The sequence below is a fragment of the Pseudomonas sp. LBUM1648 genome (assembly GCF_059716145.1).
On the sequence record NZ_CP166808.1, the window covers coordinates 4868854 to 4887118 of the forward strand.

An 18265-nucleotide genomic window follows, 5' to 3' on the forward strand; every position below is an offset into this window, starting at 1 on the left:
ACACTAGAGAATGACCTTGGCTCGGCGCAGTTCGGCAATCCGCTCAGCACTAAACCCCAGCTCCCCCAACACCTGATCCGTATGCTGCCCCAACCCCGCCCCGACATGCCGGGGAGCAGGCAAATCCTCGGAAAACTTCAACGGACAAGCAATCTGCGCCTGCATCGTCCCATCACCCCGCGGCACCTGCGTCACCAGCTCCCGCGCCTGCAATTGCGGATGTTTTACTGCCTCGCTCAGACTCAACACCGGCTCGACACACGCATCAATCCCGGCAAACAACGTACACAGCTCTGCAAAGTCATGCTTCTCGAACTCGACCTTCAACGCCTCCTTCAGCGCCTGCTGTTGCTCCGGTTTGGGTGACAAGCCTTGCGCCGCCAACTCAGGCCGGCCCAGCGCCGCACACAATGGCTGCATGAATCCCGGCTCAAGACTGCCCACCGACATCCAGCGCCCATCGCGAGATCGGTAGTAGTCATAAAAGCTGCCGCCATTGAGCATCTGGTCTTCCCAGCCCGGCTCCTCACCACAGGCCAGATACCCGGCGCCGGCCATGGCGTTCAGGCTGAACGCGCAATCAGTCATGCTCACATCCAGATGCGTGCCCTGCCCGCTCTGCTGGCGAGCAATCACCGCCGCCAGCAAGCCGATCACCCCGTGCAGCGAACCGCCAGCGACATCCGCCACCTGCATGCCCAGTGGCAGCGGCCCGCTGTCAGCCCGGCCGGTGTAGCTGGCAAGCCCGGCCAGCGCCAGATAATTGATGTCGTGACCGGCGCGATCCTTGTACGGGCCGGTCTGGCCGTAACCGGTGATCGACACGTAAATCAGCTTCGGGTTGATTGCTTTCAGAGCCTCATAACCCAGGCCCAGGCGCTCCATCACGCCGGGGCGAAACTGCTCCAGGACGATGTCGTAATCGGCGAGCAGTTGCTTGACCACTTCAAGTGCTTCGGGCTGTTTCAGATCCAGCGCCAGACTGCGCTTGTTGCGGTTGAGATACGCGTGACTGGCCGACATTCCCTGATCATGTGGCGGCAACACCCGCAGCAGATCCAGGCGCGTCGGCGATTCGATGCGCAGCACCTCGGCGCCCATGTCCGCCAACAGCAGCGAGGCGAACGGCCCCGGCAACAGGGTCGAGAAATCCAGAATCTTGAGTGAGGCCAGCGGTGCGGACATGGGCGAACTCCTTGTGCGATGCACCCAGCCTAGGCAGCGATGGCGCTTACAGCAATCACCGGATCCATCAGGCGCAGTGACCGTTGCGCTCAAATCCCGGGCAAGAAAAAACCCGCCGAAGCGGGTTTTTTCTTTCAAGCGATGCTTACTTCACATTGCTCGGGGTTGGGCCTTCAGCCACACCCAGGTCGTCTTCTTCACGCTCATCAGAGATACCGCGACCGCCAGAAGCCAGTTCGGCTTGCAGTACATCGGTGTCCAGCTCTTTCACCCACTTGGCAACAACGATGGTCGCAACGGCGTTACCCACCAGGTTGGTCAGCGCGCGGGCTTCGGACATGAAGCGGTCGATACCCAGGATCAGCGCCAGACCGGCCACCGGCAAGTGACCTACGGCCGACAGAGTGGCCGCCAGCACGATGAAGCCCGAACCGGTCACACCGGCAGCGCCTTTGGAGGACAGCAGCAGCACCAGCAGCAGGGTGATCTGGTGAGTGATGTCCATTTGGGTGTCGGTCGCCTGAGCGATAAACACAGCCGCCATGGTCAGGTAGATCGAGGTACCGTCGAGGTTGAACGAGTAACCGGTCGGAATCACCAGACCGACTACCGATTTCTTCGCACCCAGACGCTCCATCTTGATCAGCATGCGCGGCAGTGCCGATTCAGAGGACGAAGTGCCCAGTACGATCAGCAGCTCTTCGCGGATGTAGCGAATCAGTTTCAAAACACTGAAACCGTGCGCGCGGCAGATCGCGCCCAGCACCACCACCACGAACAGCACGCAGGTGATGTAGAAGCAGATCATCAACTGACCCAACTGCACCAGCGAGCCGACACCGTAGGCACCGATGGTGAACGCCATGGCACCGAACGCACCGAGTGGCGCCAGTTTCATGATCATGTTGATGATGTTGAACATCACGTGGGCGAAGCGATCGATCATGTCCAGCAGCGGTCGGCCGTAGGAGCCCAGGCGATGCAAGGCATAACCGAAGATCACCGAGAACATCAGCACTTGCAGGATATCGCCCGTGGCGAATGCACCGACAATGGTGTTCGGGATCACGTTAAGCAGGAAGCCGACAATGCTCTGGTCTTTACTGGCCGTCACATAAGTGGCGATTTTCGAAGCGTCCAGGGTGGTCACGTCGATGTGCATGCCGGCGCCCGGTTGCACGACGTTGACCACGACCAGACCGATCAGCAAGGCGATGGTGGAAACGATTTCGAAGTACAGCAGCGCGTAGCCGCCAGTCTTGCCCACCGATTTCATGTTCTGCATGCCGGCGATGCCGCTGACAACGGTACAGAAAATGATCGGGGCGATGACCATTTTGATCAGTTTGATGAACCCGTCACCCAGCGGCTTGAGGGCCACACCGGTCTGTGGGTAGAAGTGACCGAGCAGAATGCCGATGGCGATTGCAACGATCACCTGGAAGTACAGGGATTTGTAGAGTGGCTGACGAGTCGTCATTGCAAATTTCCTCAAGAGTCCCACGGGGCAACATCCATCTGTTGTCCGCGAAACCTTAAATTGCGAACCCTCCTGCACTGGAGGGATTTGTTGTTGGAACGGCGCTTTCTCCTGAGGGATAAACGCACGCTTCTGTCGCTCTTATCGCAAACCTCGTGCCACATTGGTGCAATTCACTGCCAGCCTTTTGATATCAGGTACTACAGGTTCATTTGTGTCACCGTCCGGTTACCCACGTATGGCGGATTTCCGCCAACTCACCGAGTCTCGTCCTACAATTTGGCGGAAATCCGCCTTGTTGCCCATGCCACCCACGGCTACCATCCGGCGCTTGAGGAAGGATTTGCCGCTTATGCGCGAACGCACCATTGCCAGTCATTTCGCCCGTGCCGCCCTCGGTGGCGCACGCCGCCTGGGGTTCGACTACGCGGGCCTGTTGCAGCACCTGGGAATCAGCCCTGAATTGCTCGATGAGCCTCGTGCGCGCATCGCCCCGGAGCAGTTCACCCGGTTGATCCAGGGCCTGTGGCTGGCGCTGGACGACGAATACCTCGGTTTTGGCAAGGCACCGAGCAAACCCGGCAGCTTCGCAATGATGTGCCATGCCTCGATTCACTGCCGCAATCTGGAGAAGGCCCTGCAACGCGGCTTAATGTTTTATAGCCTATTCCCCGAAGCCCCCCGCTTGAGCCTCACCCGCGAAGACGAATGGGTGCGCCTGAGCCTCGACGATTCGCAGTTATGGGACCCGGATCACTTTCTCAGCGAAAGCCTGCTGGTGATCTGGCACCGCCTCGGCAGTTGGCTGATCGGCCAGCGAATCCGTCTGGAGCAGGCAACCTTCAGCTATGCAAAACCTGCGCATGGCGCTGAATACGATCTGCTATTCCCCTGCCCTCTGGAATTTTCAGCGCAGCAAAGCAGCCTGCTGTTCCACAGCCGCTACTTGCACATGCCACTTTTGCAGGACGAACGCACTCTCAAACACTTCCTCGAACGCTCCCCCGCTGACTTGCTGTCACGCCCGGATGATGGCGACAGCCTCAGCAGTCGCCTGCGCCGCTTGCTCAGCCGCGACAGTGCGCGCTGGCCGGATCTGGAAGCGGTGGCCGCTCATCTGCACATCAGCCCACAGACCCTGCGCCGGCACTTGCGTGACGAAGGCACCAGTTTTCAGGAGCTGAAGGATCAACTGCGGCGGGATATCGCCATCTATCATTTGGGGCGGGCGGATCTGTCGTTGCAACAGATTGCCGAGCAGTTGGGGTTTTCCGAACCGTCGGCGTTTCACCGGGCGTTCAAGAAGTGGACGGGGCTGACGCCGGGGGCTTATCGGGCGCAGGAGCAGTGAGGCGGCTTAAAGATCCCGCCCTCTGAATCGCCGTAGATTCCTGAGGTGGTTTTGTTTGTCTGGGATTTTTTGGGGTTGGGGTTGGGGTTGGGGTTGGATTTGGGTGTATATCCGTTGCTGCGGGTGTTGCTGATTAGGGTTCCGCCCTTACGGCGGGTCACTTTTTCCAGACGCCGAAAAAGTAACCAAAAAGGCTGCCCCCTGACGTACGGCACTTCGCTGAGGCTCAGTGTTCCCTCGCTACGGTGTCCATCCGGGGGCATCGCCTCCGGTTTGCTGCGCTGCACCTCCTCTCGATGTATGCGGCTTCGCCACACGGCGCTGCGCGCCTACCCCCCGGATGAACACCTACGCTCGGCCTGCCGATGGGCTGAAGAGCAAGAGCAAGATCAAGAGCAAGATCAAAAGCCAAAGCCAAAGCCAAAGCCAAAGCCAAAACAGATCAAAAGATCGCAGCCTTCGGCAGCTCCTACAATTGGAATGGGTGCACCTGCCAGAGATTGGTCGGCTGTCAGGCTGGCTCCTACAGTTTTAACTGCGTACAACCCAAGCGGCAAAGCCGCACCACTCATCACAATGAGCGTTAGCTCGAGTACCGCTTTTGATCCTAAAGCGCCCGTCGGTAGGCTGAGTGGAGGGATTGATCCGGGGGTGGGAGCGCAGCGACCGTTCGACGAAGTCGAACACATCGAGAGGAGGTGCAGCGAAGCAAACCGGAGGCGATGCCCCCGGATCAATCCCGGAACGAAGGAACCCCGAGCCTCAGCGAGGGGCCGAACGTCAGGGCACAGACCTTTTGGTTACTTTTGGGGCGTTTGCCAAAAGTGACCCGCCGTAAGGGCGGAACCCTAATCAGCAACACCCGCAGCAACGGATATACACCCAAAACCAAATCACACAGCCGGAAAATGAATCCGAAACGCAGCCCCGCCCATCGGTGAATCGCCCAAGGTCAGCTTGGCGTTATAGCTTTCGATGATGTCCTTGACCACCGCCAACCCAATCCCCTGCCCCGGATGCTGCCGATCCAAACGCTCACCGCGCTCAAGAATCCGCGCCCGCTGATCCGGCGGCACCCCCGGCCCATCATCCTCAACACACAACTCAACCCCGGCGAGCGTCTCACGCACACTAATGCGCACTTCCCCAAGACACAGCCGATAAGCGTTCTCCAGCAAATTCCCCATCATCTCCAACAAGGCACCCTGCTCGATCGGCACATAACAATGCTCCGGCAGATCAAACGCCACCTGCACACGCTTGTCGCGATACACCTTGTCCAGCGTATCGCACAGGCTTTGCAGCACCGGACGCAGCCGCACCTGATGTCGCACCAAACCGCTTTTACGCAAACTCGCCCGTTGCAGCTGATAACTGATCTGCTGACTCATCCGTTCGATCTGACTTTGCAGCACCCACGCCTGATCGATGTCTTTGGGCCGCTGAGCCATGTCCTCACTGACACCCTGCAACACCGCCAACGGCGTTTTCAGGCTATGGGCCAAGTCGTCGAGAGAGTCGCGATAACGGCTGCGCTGCTGGCGCTCACTGAGCAGCAAGCGGTTGAGCGAGCCAGTCAGACGCAGCAATTCGCGCGGGTGTTTTTCCGTGAGGCTTTCGCGGGTGCCGCCCTCGATTTCGTCGAGTTCCTGGCTGAGTTGGCGCAAGGCCTTCAAGCCCCAGGTCAAGCCGATCCACAGCAGCGCCAACAGCACAAGCAAGGCTGCGCCAAAGCCCAGATACAGATTCTCGCGCAGGCCTTCGAGGGTGGTTTCGTACTCGCGCACCGGTTGCAGGGCGACGATGCTGAATGCCGCGCTCTTACCGCCGAGCAGTTTCACTTCAACGTCGTAAACGAAGAATTCCTGACCGTTGCTCTCGCGAATCCGCGCGAACTCATTACCGAGCCCGTCGTAGCGCGGCTTGTAGTTGATCTGCTCTTCCTGAGTGGCTTTCGAGCGCCAGACCAGATGACCTTCGCGGTCGTAGATGTAACCCAGCAGACGGAAGTCGGTGAGGTTGAAACGCTCATCCGGCAACTGCGAAGGCATGACCAGTTTGCCGTTTTCAATACGCGCGGCAGAGATCAGCGTGGTGACGTCCGACGCCAGACGTTGCTCGATCGAGTCCTGCAACGCGAGGCTGAACGCGCCCTGCATCGCCGGCAGCAAGGCGAGCATGAACAACACCGCCAACGTAGTGGCGGCGAGCATCAAACGGACGCGAAGGGAACGAATCAAGTGCAGCTCTCATTGAACAGGTAGCCGAGGCCACGCACGGTGTCGATCGGCTTGAACCCTGCGGGGCCTTCGAGTTTGCGGCGCAAGCGGCCGACCAGCACTTCGATCACGTTCGGATCGCGCTCGTCGTCATCCGGATAGAGTTGTTCCATCAGGCGATCCTTGGGCACCACCTGCTGGTGATGACGCATCAGGTATTCAAGAATGCGGTATTCGTAGGCGGTCAGCGCCAGCGGTTGCTCGTCGAGGCTCGCTTGCTTGCGATTGAGATCGAGCAACAGAGGGCCGGCGACGATGGTCGACTGGGTGAAGCCGCTGGAGCGACGCAGCAAGGCATTCAGGCGCGCGTCGAGTTCTTCGAACTGGAACGGTTTGACCACGTAATCGTCGGCGCCGGCAGCCAGACCTTCGACCTTGTCCTGCCAGTTGCCGCGCGCGGTGAGGATCAGGATCGGGAAGGTCTTGCCGCCCGAACGCAGCTGACGGATCAGGTCGAGGCCGCCCATGCCCGGCAGGCCGAGATCGATCACCGCCAGGTCAAAGTTGAACTGTCCGGTCTGATACAGCGCCTCCTCGGCATTGGCCACGGACTCGACCACGTGACCGCTCTCCGTCAGACGGGTTTGCAGGTGATGGCGCAACAGCGCTTCATCTTCGACGACCAACAGTTTCATATTGCTCTCCCGGGCAAATCAAACATCTCCGACTACACATCTGTGGGAGCGAGCCTGCTCGCGAAAGCGGTGAGTCAGTCAATGAAGATGTCGACTGACACATCGCTTCGCGAGCAGGCTCGCTCCCACATTGAATTTGGCGGCAACTCCTTAGAAATTGTAGTTGGCCGACAGGTAAGTCTGCGCGCTGCTGTTCAGATCCAGCGAGCCTTGCTTGCTGCCACCGCGTTCGCTCATCTCGGTGCTCGCGTTGCTCATCAGGTAACGGTAACCGAGTTCCACCGAGGTGTTTTGCGATACTTGCTGCAACACACCGAACTGGCCGCCGACGGCGTAACCGATGTCACTGTCGCGGCTATAGCCTGGCGACTCCTGGGTCAGTTTGGTCAGACCGGCCGTCGCACCGCCGAACAGTTTGGTGGTACTGCCCACCGGGTAGAACAGATCGTAGCTGCCCAGCAGGTTTTCCTGGCGCAGTTTAATGCCATTGTGCGAACCGGACACGTTGTCGTAGGTGGCGTAGTAGCGACCTTGCGAGTTTTGCTGACCGAGGCGTACGCCGTAGGTGTTGTTGCCGTCGATCGCGCCAGTGGCGTTAGGGTGATCGAGGTTGTTGTTCAGAGCATGGGATTTGTCGATTTTGTTGCTGGTCTGGCCGAAGGTCAGGCCGGCGAAGTTCGAAGTGGTGTCGGCCTGGGCCGCGATACTGGCGCTCATAACGGTCATTGCCAGCAGCAGTTTGTTTAAACGAGTCATGGGTATTTCCTCTTTCACAGTGCTGTTTGGGTATGGCGCAAGGTTACTGACCCTCCCCTGTACCGACCCTGAACGCTCTCTGAACCTGACCTGAACCAAATCGACTAGGCTGTTCTGACCACTTTTCGATAAGGACAACGACCATGCGCCTGTTCCTCGCCCTCACCTTGCTGGCCGTCAGCAGCCTCACCCAGGCGGCGATCAAGACCGAAGAAATCCCCTACCAGAGTGCCGACGGCACCAAGCTGATCGGCTACTACGCCTACGACGACGCTATCAAAGGCAAGCGCCCGGGAGTCGTTGTGGTGCACGAATGGTGGGGCCTGAACGACTACGCCAAGCGCCGCGCGCGGGATCTGGCCGAACTCGGCTACAGCGCATTGGCGATTGATATGTACGGCGAGGGCAAGAACACCGAGCACCCGAAAGATGCGATGGCGTTCATGCAGGCGGCGACGCAGGACGCGGCCGCCTCCAGCAAGCGCTTCGAGGCCGGGCTGAACCTGCTGAAGAAACAACCGCAGACCGACGTGAACAAACTCGCCGCCATCGGTTATTGCTTCGGCGGCGCCGTGGTGCTGAATGCCGCGCGACAGGGGGAGCCACTGGCGGGCGTGGTGAGTTTCCACGGCGCACTGGCGACCAAGACACCGGCCACGCCCGGCAGTGTGAAGGCGAAGATTCTGGTGGAGCATGGCGCACTGGACAGCATGGTCACACCCGCAAACGTCAGCGCGTTCAAAGCCGAAATGGACAAGGCCGGGGCGGACTACAAGTTCGTCAGCCTGGATGGGGCCAAGCATGGTTTTACCAATCCGGATGCGGATCGCTTGGGTCATGGTGAGCACGGTGGCCCGGATATCGGCTACAACAAGGCAGCCGATGAAAAATCCTGGGCGGATATGAAGGCGTTCTTTCAGAAGATATTTGGTTGAGTCTGTAGAAACCGAGGCGCGGCCTTCGCGAGCAGGCTCGCTCCCACATAGGATCTTCTGTGCGACATTGATCCAGTGTGGGAGCGAGCCTGCTCGCGAAAGCCGCACCGCTGATCTCGACCTTGTCTCGACTAACCGGCAAAATGCCCGCCATGAATCTCACCCCTGCCCTCCCCGCCTGCTGCACCCCGTTCGATGCCCACTGGCCGTTGCCGACGGTGTTGCCTGACACGGTGCTGCTCAGCACCCATTTCGATCCGTCACAACTGCTCGGCGATGATTTCCAACGCAGCGCCATCGAGCCGCCGCCGAGTATTCAGCGATCCGTGGCCAAGCGACAGGCGGAGTTTCTCGCCGGGCGAGTCTGCGCCCGTGCGGCGTTGCAGCAATTGGAAGGCAAGGGGGCGATCCCGGCGATTGGCGAAGATCGCGCGCCGGTATGGCCGGCGCACATCTGCGGCTCGATCACCCACAGCACCGGCCGCGCGGCGGCGATTGTCGCCAACAAGCAACATTGGCGCGGTCTGGGTATGGATCTGGAAAACCTGCTCAATACCGAACGTGCCGAACGACTGGCCGGGGAAATCCTCACGCCGCCGGAGATGCAACGCATGGCGGCGGGTTCGCGGGATCAGTTGGCGCTGTGGGTGACGCTGACGTTTTCGGTGAAAGAGAGTTTGTTCAAGGCGCTGTACCCGATCGTGCAGAAGCGCTTTTACTTTGAGCACGCCGAAGTGCTGGAGTGGACTGAACAGGGTGAGGTGCGGTTGCGCCTGTTGACGGATCTGTCGAGTGAATGGCGCAACGGGACGGAGCTGGATGCGCAGTTTGGTGTGCAGGATGGGCAGTTGCTGAGTCTGGTCAGCATCAAAGCCTGAAGATTTTCGGCGCCTGTGCAGCCCTCTTCGCGAGCAGGCTCGCTCCCACATTTGGAATGCATTTCACCTGTGGGAGCGAGCCTGCTCGCGAAAGCTATCGTCCAGCCACTGCGGGGCTCAGCGGCGCTCCTGATTCCTCGGCCAACTCAAACTGAAACAAGCCCCACCCAGACTTTTGCTCTTGCCAATGATCGCCCGGCCGTCATGCCAATGGATGATCCGTCGCACAATCGACAAGCCCAATCCATGCCCGCCTGACGCCCGCGTGCGGCTGTCATCCAGCCGTAGAAACGGCGTAAAAATCCGCTCCCACGCCACTTCCGGCACACCCGGCCCGTCGTCCTCGACGTCTACCCGGCAACGCAACTGGCCGACCTGATAACTCACCGTGACCTTCGAGCCTGCATGGCGCATGGCGTTGCTCACCAGATTCTGCAGCGCCCGGTGCAGGTAACGCGGCTCGGCCTCGACCCAGGCATCGTCATTGTCGGCGGCCGACAGGCACAAGCCGCGCTGCACCGTGACCTCGGCACGCAGCGGCGCCAACTCTTCAATCACTTGATTGACCAGCGCATCAAGGTCGATGCGTTGGAATGTCAGCGCCGGCGAACCCTGCTCCAGTCGTGCATAAGTGAGCATTTCATCGACCAGCTTATCGAGGTCTTCGATGTCGTGATCCATGCCTTCACGGTACTTTTCCAGCGCTTGCGGTGTGGTCGCCGAGCCGATCATCTCCAGGCCAAAACGCAACCGCGCCACCGGCGTGCGCAGCTCATGGGACACCGCGCGCACCAGTTCGCGCTGGATCGCCAGCAATTGCTGCAAGTGCTCCGCCATGCCATTGAACGCCGAAGCCAGCCGCCCGACCGAGTCGGCACCGCGCGCCGGCACGCGGGTTTCCAGACTGCCCTTGGCGATCCGCGTGGCCGCCGCTTCGAGGCCGCGCAAGCGCCGCTCCAGTTGGCGCACCAATAGATAAACGATCAGACCGATCAAACTGAGGCCAAGCGCAGCGATCAACACCAGCCACTCCGGTGGATACGGATTCATCTGATACAACGGACCGATTTCCAGCACCCACGGCGTGCCGACCATGCCGGCAAACACCCGGATCGAATCACCACCCTTGCCCAACGCCATCACCGTGTCGCCCTCGGCCACGCGACGGCTCTGGTCTTCGTCCATGTCGGCGTCGTTCACCGTGACCAGACGCAGATCGAAACCGAAGCCCTTGTCTTCCTTTATCTGCGCCAACCGCTTGGGCTGCTCGGCCACTGGCACGCGCACCAGCTCATCGGCCAACAGGTAAATAGTCGCGCGGGCCAATTGCTCACTGATCTGCTGCACCTCGCCCGTGAGCACCAACTGTTCTTTGTCACTGACCAGTCGGTAAACCTTCGCCGCGTGCGGGCCGGTCTGCTCCACCAACGCCGAACCGCGCAGCACGCGGGTGCGCTGGGTCAGGTCGAGATCGGTCTCGGCAAACTTCTTCAGCGCCAGCGGAATCCCGAGCAACCGCTCCCACACCAGCAGCGCACGATGGCGCTCGGTCTGGTTCATCGGTTGCAGGTTGTCGGCCATCAGCGAGAACGTGCCATGGGCCAGCCGTTCGCGGTATTGCTCGCTGCGCACCTGGTTGAGCAGGTTCAGCGCCAGCACGCCGAGCACCGCCACCAGAATCAGCGCGGCGCACATGCCGCCGTAGATGCGCAGGAAGATCGAGTTCACAACGTCAGGTCTACGCAGGCTTCAGGGACGAACAGATAGCCTTTGCTGCGGATGGTCTTGATCAGGCGCGGATGGTCAGGGTCATCGCCGATTTTCGGGCGGATGCGCGAGATGCGTACATCGATCGAGCGGTCCTGGCCGTCGTAGCCGATGCCGCGCAACGCCGTGAAGATTTCTTCGCGGGAGAGGATTCGCCCGGCATTGGACACCAGCAACCAGAGCAGGTCGAACTCGGCGCTGGTCAGTTCGATGCCGTTGTCGCTCAACCAGGCTTCGCGCAAGGCGTTGTCGACCACCAGCGGGCCGAATTGCAGACGGCGGCTTTTTTCCGCGCTCGGCTCCGGTGTGTCACTGCGTCGCAGCAACGCCTGAATCCGCGCCAGCAACAGCCGTGGGCGCACCGGTTTGCACACGTAATCGTCGGCGCCGAGATCAAGCCCCTGGATCTGGTCGGCGTCATCGGTGCGCGCGGTGAGCATCAGGATGGGGCCGTCATAACGGTCACGCACCTTGCGGCAAATGCTCAGACCATCTTCACCGGGCAGCATCAGATCAAGGATCACCAGATCCGGCTGTTCCTGGATAATCCGCGCCGCCGCCAGCGCACCGTTGCCTTCGATTCCGACGCGCAATCCATTGGCTTGCAGGTAGTCGCGAGTGAGTTCGGCCAGACGCTGATCGTCCTCGACTATCAATACCTGAAAGGCTTGTTGCTCCACGGGTGACCTCTGCTTGCCAGGTTTACTAATAAAAGAAGGGATCCTCCGGTCTTTTTGTCATCTTTCTGGAGGATAAGAATGCCTGCGCATGGGCCGATTGTATAAACGGCGTACAGCCAGAACACAAGTCGGTAAATGCGTTCGGACAAGGCGGTTTTTTGTGATAGGGTTCGCGCCCTTAAAAATCCGCTGAAGCGTTTTTCCGGTTGAAAGAACAGTGACAAACGGTCTAGCTCAGTGGGTTCGCGGCCTACACGTGAATTCCTGCTTTCTTACACAATTTACGCACAGGTTTATCCACAGGCTGTCCGTTGCATTCCTCCCCTGAAACGCATTATCTTGTAGCACGGCGAAAACGGAGACCCTACATATGGGGTTTTCGACTGAAACGCCCAACCACATTTCAGACCTGAAACTCAAGCGCTTTATGGCAAGTTTCGGGTTGAACGAAACAAGTTTTTTGAAGCCCAAACCGCGCTTGCGGATGGCACCGTTTTTTTAGCTCCAAATGGCAAAGAACGGTATGGGTGTTGCAGTCATTACTGTCACCCGGGAAGGAATCCGGTTCGAGCGCAGGCTCGCAACCAAAACTTCGGCAGGGACGCGGCGATGTAGCCTTTTTCCTACTGCTCCGAAGTTGTTAGGCCGACGCTCGTCGGTTGTAGTGCTTCGGGACAGAACGGTGAGCACCATGATGGTGCTCAAACAAACATAGAGAATGTGGAGACAATCCCCCATGCAAACCGACACAACTCGCGAGAACCCGCAGGGCACCTTGCCGCAGGCCGCCGATTCGAATTCGGATCTGGCAGCTACCGCGCCTGGTCAACTGCGCGTGATCAAGCGCAATGGCACTGTCGTTCCTTACACCGATGACAAGATCACCGTCGCTATCACCAAAGCGTTTCTCGCAGTTGAGGGCGGCACCGCTGCCGCCTCGTCGCGAATCCACGACACCGTTGCCCGCCTGACCGAACAAGTCACCGCGACCTTCAAGCGTCGCATGCCTTCGGGCGGCACCATCCACATCGAAGAAATCCAGGACCAGGTCGAACTGGCCCTGATGCGTGCCGGCGAGCAGAAAGTCGCTCGCGACTACGTGATCTACCGTGACGGCCGTTCGAAAGAACGCGCTGCCCACGCGCCGGCCGAAGAAGCGGTCAACGCGCACCCGTCGATCCGCATCACCCGTGCCGACGGCAGCCTGGCGCCGCTGGACATGGGCCGCCTGAACACCATCGTCACCGAGGCCTGCGAAGGTCTGGAAGAAGTCGACGGCGACCTGATCCAGCGCGAAACCCTGAAAAACCTGTACGACGGCGTGGCCCTGACCGACGTCAACACCGCCCTGGTGATGACCGCCCGTACCCTGGTTGAGCGTGAGCCGAACTACTCGTTCGTGACCGCCCGCCTGCTGATGGACACCCTGCGTGCCGAAGGCCTGAACTTCCTCGAAGTCGCCGAAAGCGCCACCCATCACGAAATGGCCGACCTGTACGCCAAGGCCCTGCCGGCCTACATCGCCAAAGGTATCGAGTTCGAACTGCTGAACCCTGTGCTGGCCACCTTCGACCTGGAAAAACTGGGCAAGGCGATCAACCACGAGCGTGATCAGCAATTCACCTACCTGGGTCTGCAAACCCTGTACGACCGTTACTTCATCCACAAGGATGGCGTGCGTTTCGAACTGCCGCAGATCTTCTTCATGCGCGTGGCCATGGGCCTGGCGATCGAAGAGAAGAACAAAGAAGACCGTGCGATCGAGTTCTACAACCTGTTGTCGTCCTTCGACTACATGGCCTCGACTCCAACACTGTTCAACGCCGGCACCCTGCGTCCACAGCTGTCGAGCTGCTACCTGACCACCGTTCCGGATGACCTGTCGGGCATCTACCACGCGATCCACGACAACGCCATGCTGTCGAAATTCGCCGGTGGCCTGGGCAACGACTGGACGCCTGTCCGTGCGTTGGGTTCGTACATCAAAGGCACCAACGGCAAGTCGCAAGGCGTTGTTCCGTTCCTGAAAGTCGTGAACGACACCGCTGTAGCCGTTAACCAGGGTGGCAAGCGCAAAGGCGCTGTGTGTGCCTACCTGGAAACCTGGCACATGGACATCGAAGAGTTCATCGAGCTGCGCAAGAACACCGGTGATGATCGTCGCCGTACCCACGACATGAACACCGCCAACTGGATCCCTGACCTGTTCATGAAGCGTGTCTTCGATGACGGCAAGTGGACCCTGTTCTCGCCATCCGAAGTACCGGACCTGCACGACCTGACCGGTAAAGCCTTCGAAGAGCGTTACGAGTACTACGAAGCGCTGTCCGAGTACCCGGGCAAGATCAAGTTGTTCAAGACCATCCAGGCCAAAGACCTGTGGCGCAAAATGCTGTCCATGCTGTTCGAAACCGGCCACCCATGGCTGACTTTCAAAGACCCGTGCAACCTGCGTAGCCCGCAGCAGCACGTCGGCGTGGTTCACAGCTCGAACCTGTGCACCGAGATCACCTTGAACACCAACAAGGATGAAATCGCTGTTTGCAACCTGGGCTCGATCAACCTGCCGAACCACATCGTCGACGGCAAGCTGGACACCGCCAAGCTGCAACGCACCGTGAACACCGCCGTGCGCATGCTCGACAACGTGATCGACATCAACTACTACTCGGTGCCGCAAGCGAAGAACTCCAACTTCCGTCACCGTCCGGTAGGTCTGGGCATCATGGGCTTCCAGGACGCTTTGTACCTGCAGCACATCGCCTACGGCTCCGACGCTGCCGTCGAGTTCGCAGACAAGTCGATGGAAGCGGTCAGCTACTACGCGATCCAGGCGTCCTGCGACCTGGCCGACGAGCGCGGCGCGTACGAGACCTTCAACGGTTCGCTTTGGTCCAAAGGCATCCTGCCTCTGGATTCGCAACAGATCCTGATCGAGCAACGCGGCCAGAAGTACATCGACGTTGACCTGAACGAAACCCTGGACTGGGCACCGGTTCGCGCCCGTGTACAGAAAGGCATTCGTAACTCCAACATCATGGCCATCGCACCGACCGCGACCATCGCCAACATCACTGGCGTATCGCAGTCGATCGAACCGACCTACCAGAACCTGTATGTGAAATCGAACCTGTCGGGCGAATTCACCGTGATCAACCCGTACCTGGTTCGCGACCTCAAGGCTCGCGGTCTGTGGGACTCGGTCATGATCAACGACCTGAAGTACTACGACGGTTCGGTTCAGCAGATCGAGCGCATCCCGCAAGAACTCAAAGAGCTCTACGCGACCGCGTTCGAAGTGGACACCAAGTGGATCGTTGACGCGGCCAGCCGTCGTCAGAAGTGGATCGACCAGGCCCAGTCGCTGAACCTGTACATCGCCGGCGCATCGGGCAAGAAACTCGACGTGACCTACCGCATGGCTTGGTACCGTGGTCTGAAAACCACCTACTACCTCCGTGCCCTGGCCGCGACCAGCACCGAGAAGTCGACCATCAACACCGGCAAGCTGAACGCTGTTTCCAGCGGCGGCAACCATGGTGATGATTCGGTTCTGGCAGCTCCGGCCGGTCCCGCTCCAGTGCCAAAGGCTTGCGCGATTGACGAGCCGGATTGCGAAGCTTGCCAATAAGCTGAGCCGGTGAGCGCTGCAAGGCGCTGACCTGAAACCCCCGATCAGTCCTCTGGATTGTCGGGGGTTTTCTTTTGCCTGCCTTTTAAGATCTTTTGATCCTGATTCCACCAGGCAAAAAAAAGCCCCTCTGACGAGGGGCTTCTTATGCAGCGCCAACCAGCATCAAGTCATCTGAATGATGGTCTGCATGATGGTGCTCTGGGTGGAGATGGTCTTGGCGTTCGCCTGATAGTTGCTCTGCGCCTTGATCAGATCCACCAGCTCATTGGTCAGGTTAACGTTCGACTCTTCCAGCGAGTTCGACACGATCGAACCCAGCGTACCGGTCTTCGGCGAATCAACCCCGGCCACACCCGACGCGAACGTCTCCTTCCAGCGCGTACCGCCAATCGGCTGCAAACCCTGCTCGTTGGCAAAGCTCGCCACCGCCACCTGACCAATCGCCTTGGTCTGCTGGTTGCTGAAGTTAGCCGTCATCACACCGGTCGAATCGATGGTCAGGCTGGAGATCTGGCCAGTCGCATAACCGTCCTGATACTGCGCAGTACGCGCGGTCGGAGCGTTATAGGACGTGGTCAACGCGGTGTTGAACGCGATACCGGTCGAGTTGGCCTTGGAACCGTTCGGGCCCCAGGTCACTGGCGAGGTCGTCGCGTTTGTCACCACACCTGGAATCCAGCCGCTCATGGTCAGGGTGTTGCCGGTTTTGGTCCAGCCAGCGCCCGCCGTCAGGGTCGCGATGGAACCATCAGAGTTGAACGTGAGGTCGTGGGTCATCGGTGTCAGGGTGTTGTTGGCCGGATCCGATGGGGTACGACCATCCATGTAGGTGTAGACGCGCCAGGCATTGGTACCCGTTTTCACGTAGTACTGATCCATGCGGTGCTCGTTACCCTGAGTATCGTAGACCGGCGTGGAAATGAGCTTGTTGTAGCTGTTCAGGTCAGTCGGGCTGAACGTGGTCACGGTAGGCAAGGTGTCCTCCGAGTTCACGTTCATGGTCTGATCGATCTTGGACGTCGCGTTCGGTTTGAGGGCCGAAGTATCGATCTTCAGGTCAGTCAGCACGCCGGTCATGATCTTGCCGTTGGCATCAACGCCGTAACCTTGCAGACGGTTGCCGTTGTTATCGACCACGTAGTTTTCAGCGTCGGTCTTGAATGCACCGGCGCGGGTGTAGCTCAGGGAACCGTTGTCGCTGAGGATGAAGAAACCGTTGCCCTGGATACCCATGTCCAGCACGTTGCCGGTGTTGTTCACATCACCTTGGCCGAACTGCTGGGAAACGTTGGCCAGACGCACGCCGTTACCGACGGTTTTGCTACCGGTACCCAGGCGAGTGGCCGAGTACACGTCTTCGAATTCTGCACGGGACGATTTGAAACCGGTGGTCGCAACGTTGGCGATGTTGTTGCCGGTCACGTCCAGTTGCTTGTTGGCAGCATAGAGACCGCTAAGGCCGATATTGAAAGACATATTCCACTCCTTTGTGCCGGTTAGTCGGCTCTATATACCAATGGTTTGTACTTTGGACAGCGCAACGCTGCCCAGGCCCGCCAGGTTCAGCATCAACTCACCGCCGGTCTGGCTGATGGTCACGCTGTTGACGGTCGCTGGCAGGTAAGTCACCAGCGAAGTGGCCTTGCCGTCGTAAGTGGCGCTGGCGGTGAACGTGTAAGTGCCCGCCTTCGCGACCGCACCGGAAGCGTCCTTGCCGTCCCAGATGAAGCTGGCGTTGCCGGCTTTCTGGGTGCCCATGTCGATGGTGCGCACGACTTTGCCATCGGCATCTTTGATCGAGAGCGAAACTGCGCCGGAGGCCGGAACCACGACGGTGCCATTGAGGCTTTTGCTGGTGTCGACTACAGCCTTGTCGGTCTGCGCGATGACCGAACGGCCAACCAGCGACGACGCCTGCAATGCTTGCGAGGAGTTGTAGTTGCCGGCAATGCCGGTGACGGTGTCGTTCAGCGTAGTGATGCCTTCCAGGCTGCTGAACTGCGCCAACTGAGCGACGAACTCGCTGTTGTCCTGCGGATCGAGCGGGTTCTGGTTCTTCAGTTGGGTGACCAGCAGTTGCAGGAAGGCATCTTTGCCCAAAGCCTGCTTGCCGGTGGCGCTGTTGGTGGCCGCAGCCAGACCATCAGTGGTCGTCCCGGTCTTGACCGAAGAATTGGCCAGAACGTCTTTGATGCTTACGCCGCTGGTGGAATCGGAAACACTCATGGCAGTCGCCCCTTATTACTGACCGAGGGTCAGTACCTTCTGCATCATGGTTTTGGCGGTGTTCATCATTTCGGCGTTGGTCTGGAAGGAACGGCTCGCGGAAATCATGTCAGCCATTTCTTCCACCACGTTGACGTTCGGGTAGTAGACGTAGCCTTTGCCGTCAGCGGCCGGATGGTTCGGCTCGTAACGCGCTTCGAGGTTGCTCTGGTCTTCGACCACACCGAGTACCTGCACGCCTTGACCGGCCGCATCCTGGCTCTGGAACAGCGAGTTGCTGCCGCTGTTCTGGCCACCCTGGAACATGGTGGCGAACACCGGGTGACGGGCGCGGTAGGTCTGGTCGATGCTCGAAGAGACGGTTTCGGCGTTGGCGATGTTCGAAGCCACGGTGTTCAGACGCGTGGTTTGTGCGCTCATGCCGCTACCGGCAATGTTGAAAACGCTGGACAGGGACAT

General features: G+C 59.4%; 14 protein-coding genes. 4 read left to right on the forward strand and 10 right to left on the reverse strand.

The window, feature by feature from the left end; genetic code table 11:
* Positions 1-3: 3 nt before the first annotated feature.
* On the reverse strand, positions 4-1185 hold the full coding sequence (locus ACA043_RS22060) for a CaiB/BaiF CoA transferase family protein (RefSeq protein WP_401271212.1): 1182 nt from the start codon (positions 1183-1185) through the stop codon (positions 4-6).
* A 145-nt stretch (positions 1186-1330) separates the two neighbouring features.
* On the reverse strand, positions 1331-2665 hold the full coding sequence (locus tag ACA043_RS22065) for a dicarboxylate/amino acid:cation symporter (protein ID WP_187680899.1): 1335 nt from the start codon (positions 2663-2665) through the stop codon (positions 1331-1333).
* A gap of 352 nt (positions 2666-3017) precedes the next feature.
* On the opposite strand from ACA043_RS22065, the gene ACA043_RS22070 reads away from it, so the two are divergent.
* Entirely contained in the window at positions 3018-4016 is a 999-nt protein-coding gene (locus ACA043_RS22070) for an AraC family transcriptional regulator (RefSeq protein WP_489878962.1), read from the forward strand.
* Positions 4017-4909: 893 nt separating this feature from the next.
* Here the strand turns inward: ACA043_RS22070 and ACA043_RS22075 are convergent.
* The 3 genes from ACA043_RS22075 to ACA043_RS22085 all read right to left on the reverse strand — a co-directional run bounded on the left by ACA043_RS22075 (position 4910) and on the right by ACA043_RS22085 (position 7686).
* Positions 4910-6256: an ATP-binding protein gene (locus ACA043_RS22075; protein ID WP_497657926.1), complete on the reverse strand. Its 1347-nt coding sequence runs from the start codon at positions 6254-6256 to the stop codon at positions 4910-4912.
* The gene (locus ACA043_RS22080) at positions 6253-6930 is read right to left on the reverse strand and encodes a response regulator (protein WP_497657927.1); all 678 of its coding nucleotides are present in this window, start codon (positions 6928-6930) and stop codon (positions 6253-6255) included. Before ACA043_RS22080 ends, ACA043_RS22075 begins: the two co-directional genes overlap by 4 nt.
* Positions 6931-7080: 150 nt before the next feature.
* A complete protein-coding gene (locus ACA043_RS22085) occupies positions 7081-7686 on the reverse strand; it encodes a hypothetical protein (RefSeq protein WP_401271223.1) in 606 nt (201 codons plus the stop codon).
* Positions 7687-7829: 143 nt separating this feature from the next.
* On the opposite strand from ACA043_RS22085, the gene ACA043_RS22090 reads away from it, so the two are divergent.
* Both ACA043_RS22090 and ACA043_RS22095 read left to right on the forward strand, forming a co-directional pair.
* Complete coding sequence (locus ACA043_RS22090; protein ID WP_497657928.1) at positions 7830-8621, forward strand: dienelactone hydrolase family protein; 792 nt, start codon at positions 7830-7832, stop codon at positions 8619-8621.
* Between the two features lie 152 nt (positions 8622-8773).
* Positions 8774-9499, forward strand: a complete 726-nt coding sequence (locus ACA043_RS22095) for a 4'-phosphopantetheinyl transferase family protein (RefSeq protein WP_497657929.1) — start codon at positions 8774-8776, stop codon at positions 9497-9499.
* Between the two features lie 117 nt (positions 9500-9616).
* On the opposite strand, the gene ACA043_RS22100 is transcribed toward ACA043_RS22095, so the two are convergent.
* Positions 9617-11227, reverse strand: coding sequence for an ATP-binding protein (locus tag ACA043_RS22100; protein WP_187680893.1), 1611 nt, complete (start codon positions 11225-11227; stop codon positions 9617-9619).
* Positions 11224-11946, reverse strand: coding sequence for a response regulator (locus tag ACA043_RS22105; protein WP_401271230.1), 723 nt, complete (start codon positions 11944-11946; stop codon positions 11224-11226). The genes ACA043_RS22100 and ACA043_RS22105 overlap by 4 nt, the downstream gene beginning before the upstream one ends.
* A gap of 736 nt (positions 11947-12682) precedes the next feature.
* On the opposite strand from ACA043_RS22105, the gene ACA043_RS22110 reads away from it, so the two are divergent.
* Positions 12683-15577, forward strand: a complete 2895-nt coding sequence (locus ACA043_RS22110) for a ribonucleoside-diphosphate reductase subunit alpha (RefSeq protein ID WP_187680891.1) — start codon at positions 12683-12685, stop codon at positions 15575-15577.
* A gap of 165 nt (positions 15578-15742) precedes the next feature.
* Here ACA043_RS22110 and flgE read toward each other — a convergent pair whose 3' ends face one another.
* The 3 genes from flgE to flgC are packed head-to-tail and all read right to left on the reverse strand — an operon-like array spanning position 15743 to position 18265.
* Positions 15743-17056, reverse strand: a complete 1314-nt coding sequence (flgE, locus tag ACA043_RS22115) for a flagellar hook protein FlgE (protein ID WP_401271936.1) — start codon at positions 17054-17056, stop codon at positions 15743-15745.
* A gap of 30 nt (positions 17057-17086) precedes the next feature.
* Complete coding sequence (flgD, locus tag ACA043_RS22120) at positions 17087-17806, reverse strand: flagellar hook assembly protein FlgD (RefSeq protein ID WP_401271937.1); 720 nt, start codon at positions 17804-17806, stop codon at positions 17087-17089.
* Between the two features lie 15 nt (positions 17807-17821).
* On the reverse strand, positions 17822-18265 hold the full coding sequence (gene flgC, locus ACA043_RS22125) for a flagellar basal body rod protein FlgC (RefSeq protein WP_187680888.1): 444 nt from the start codon (positions 18263-18265) through the stop codon (positions 17822-17824).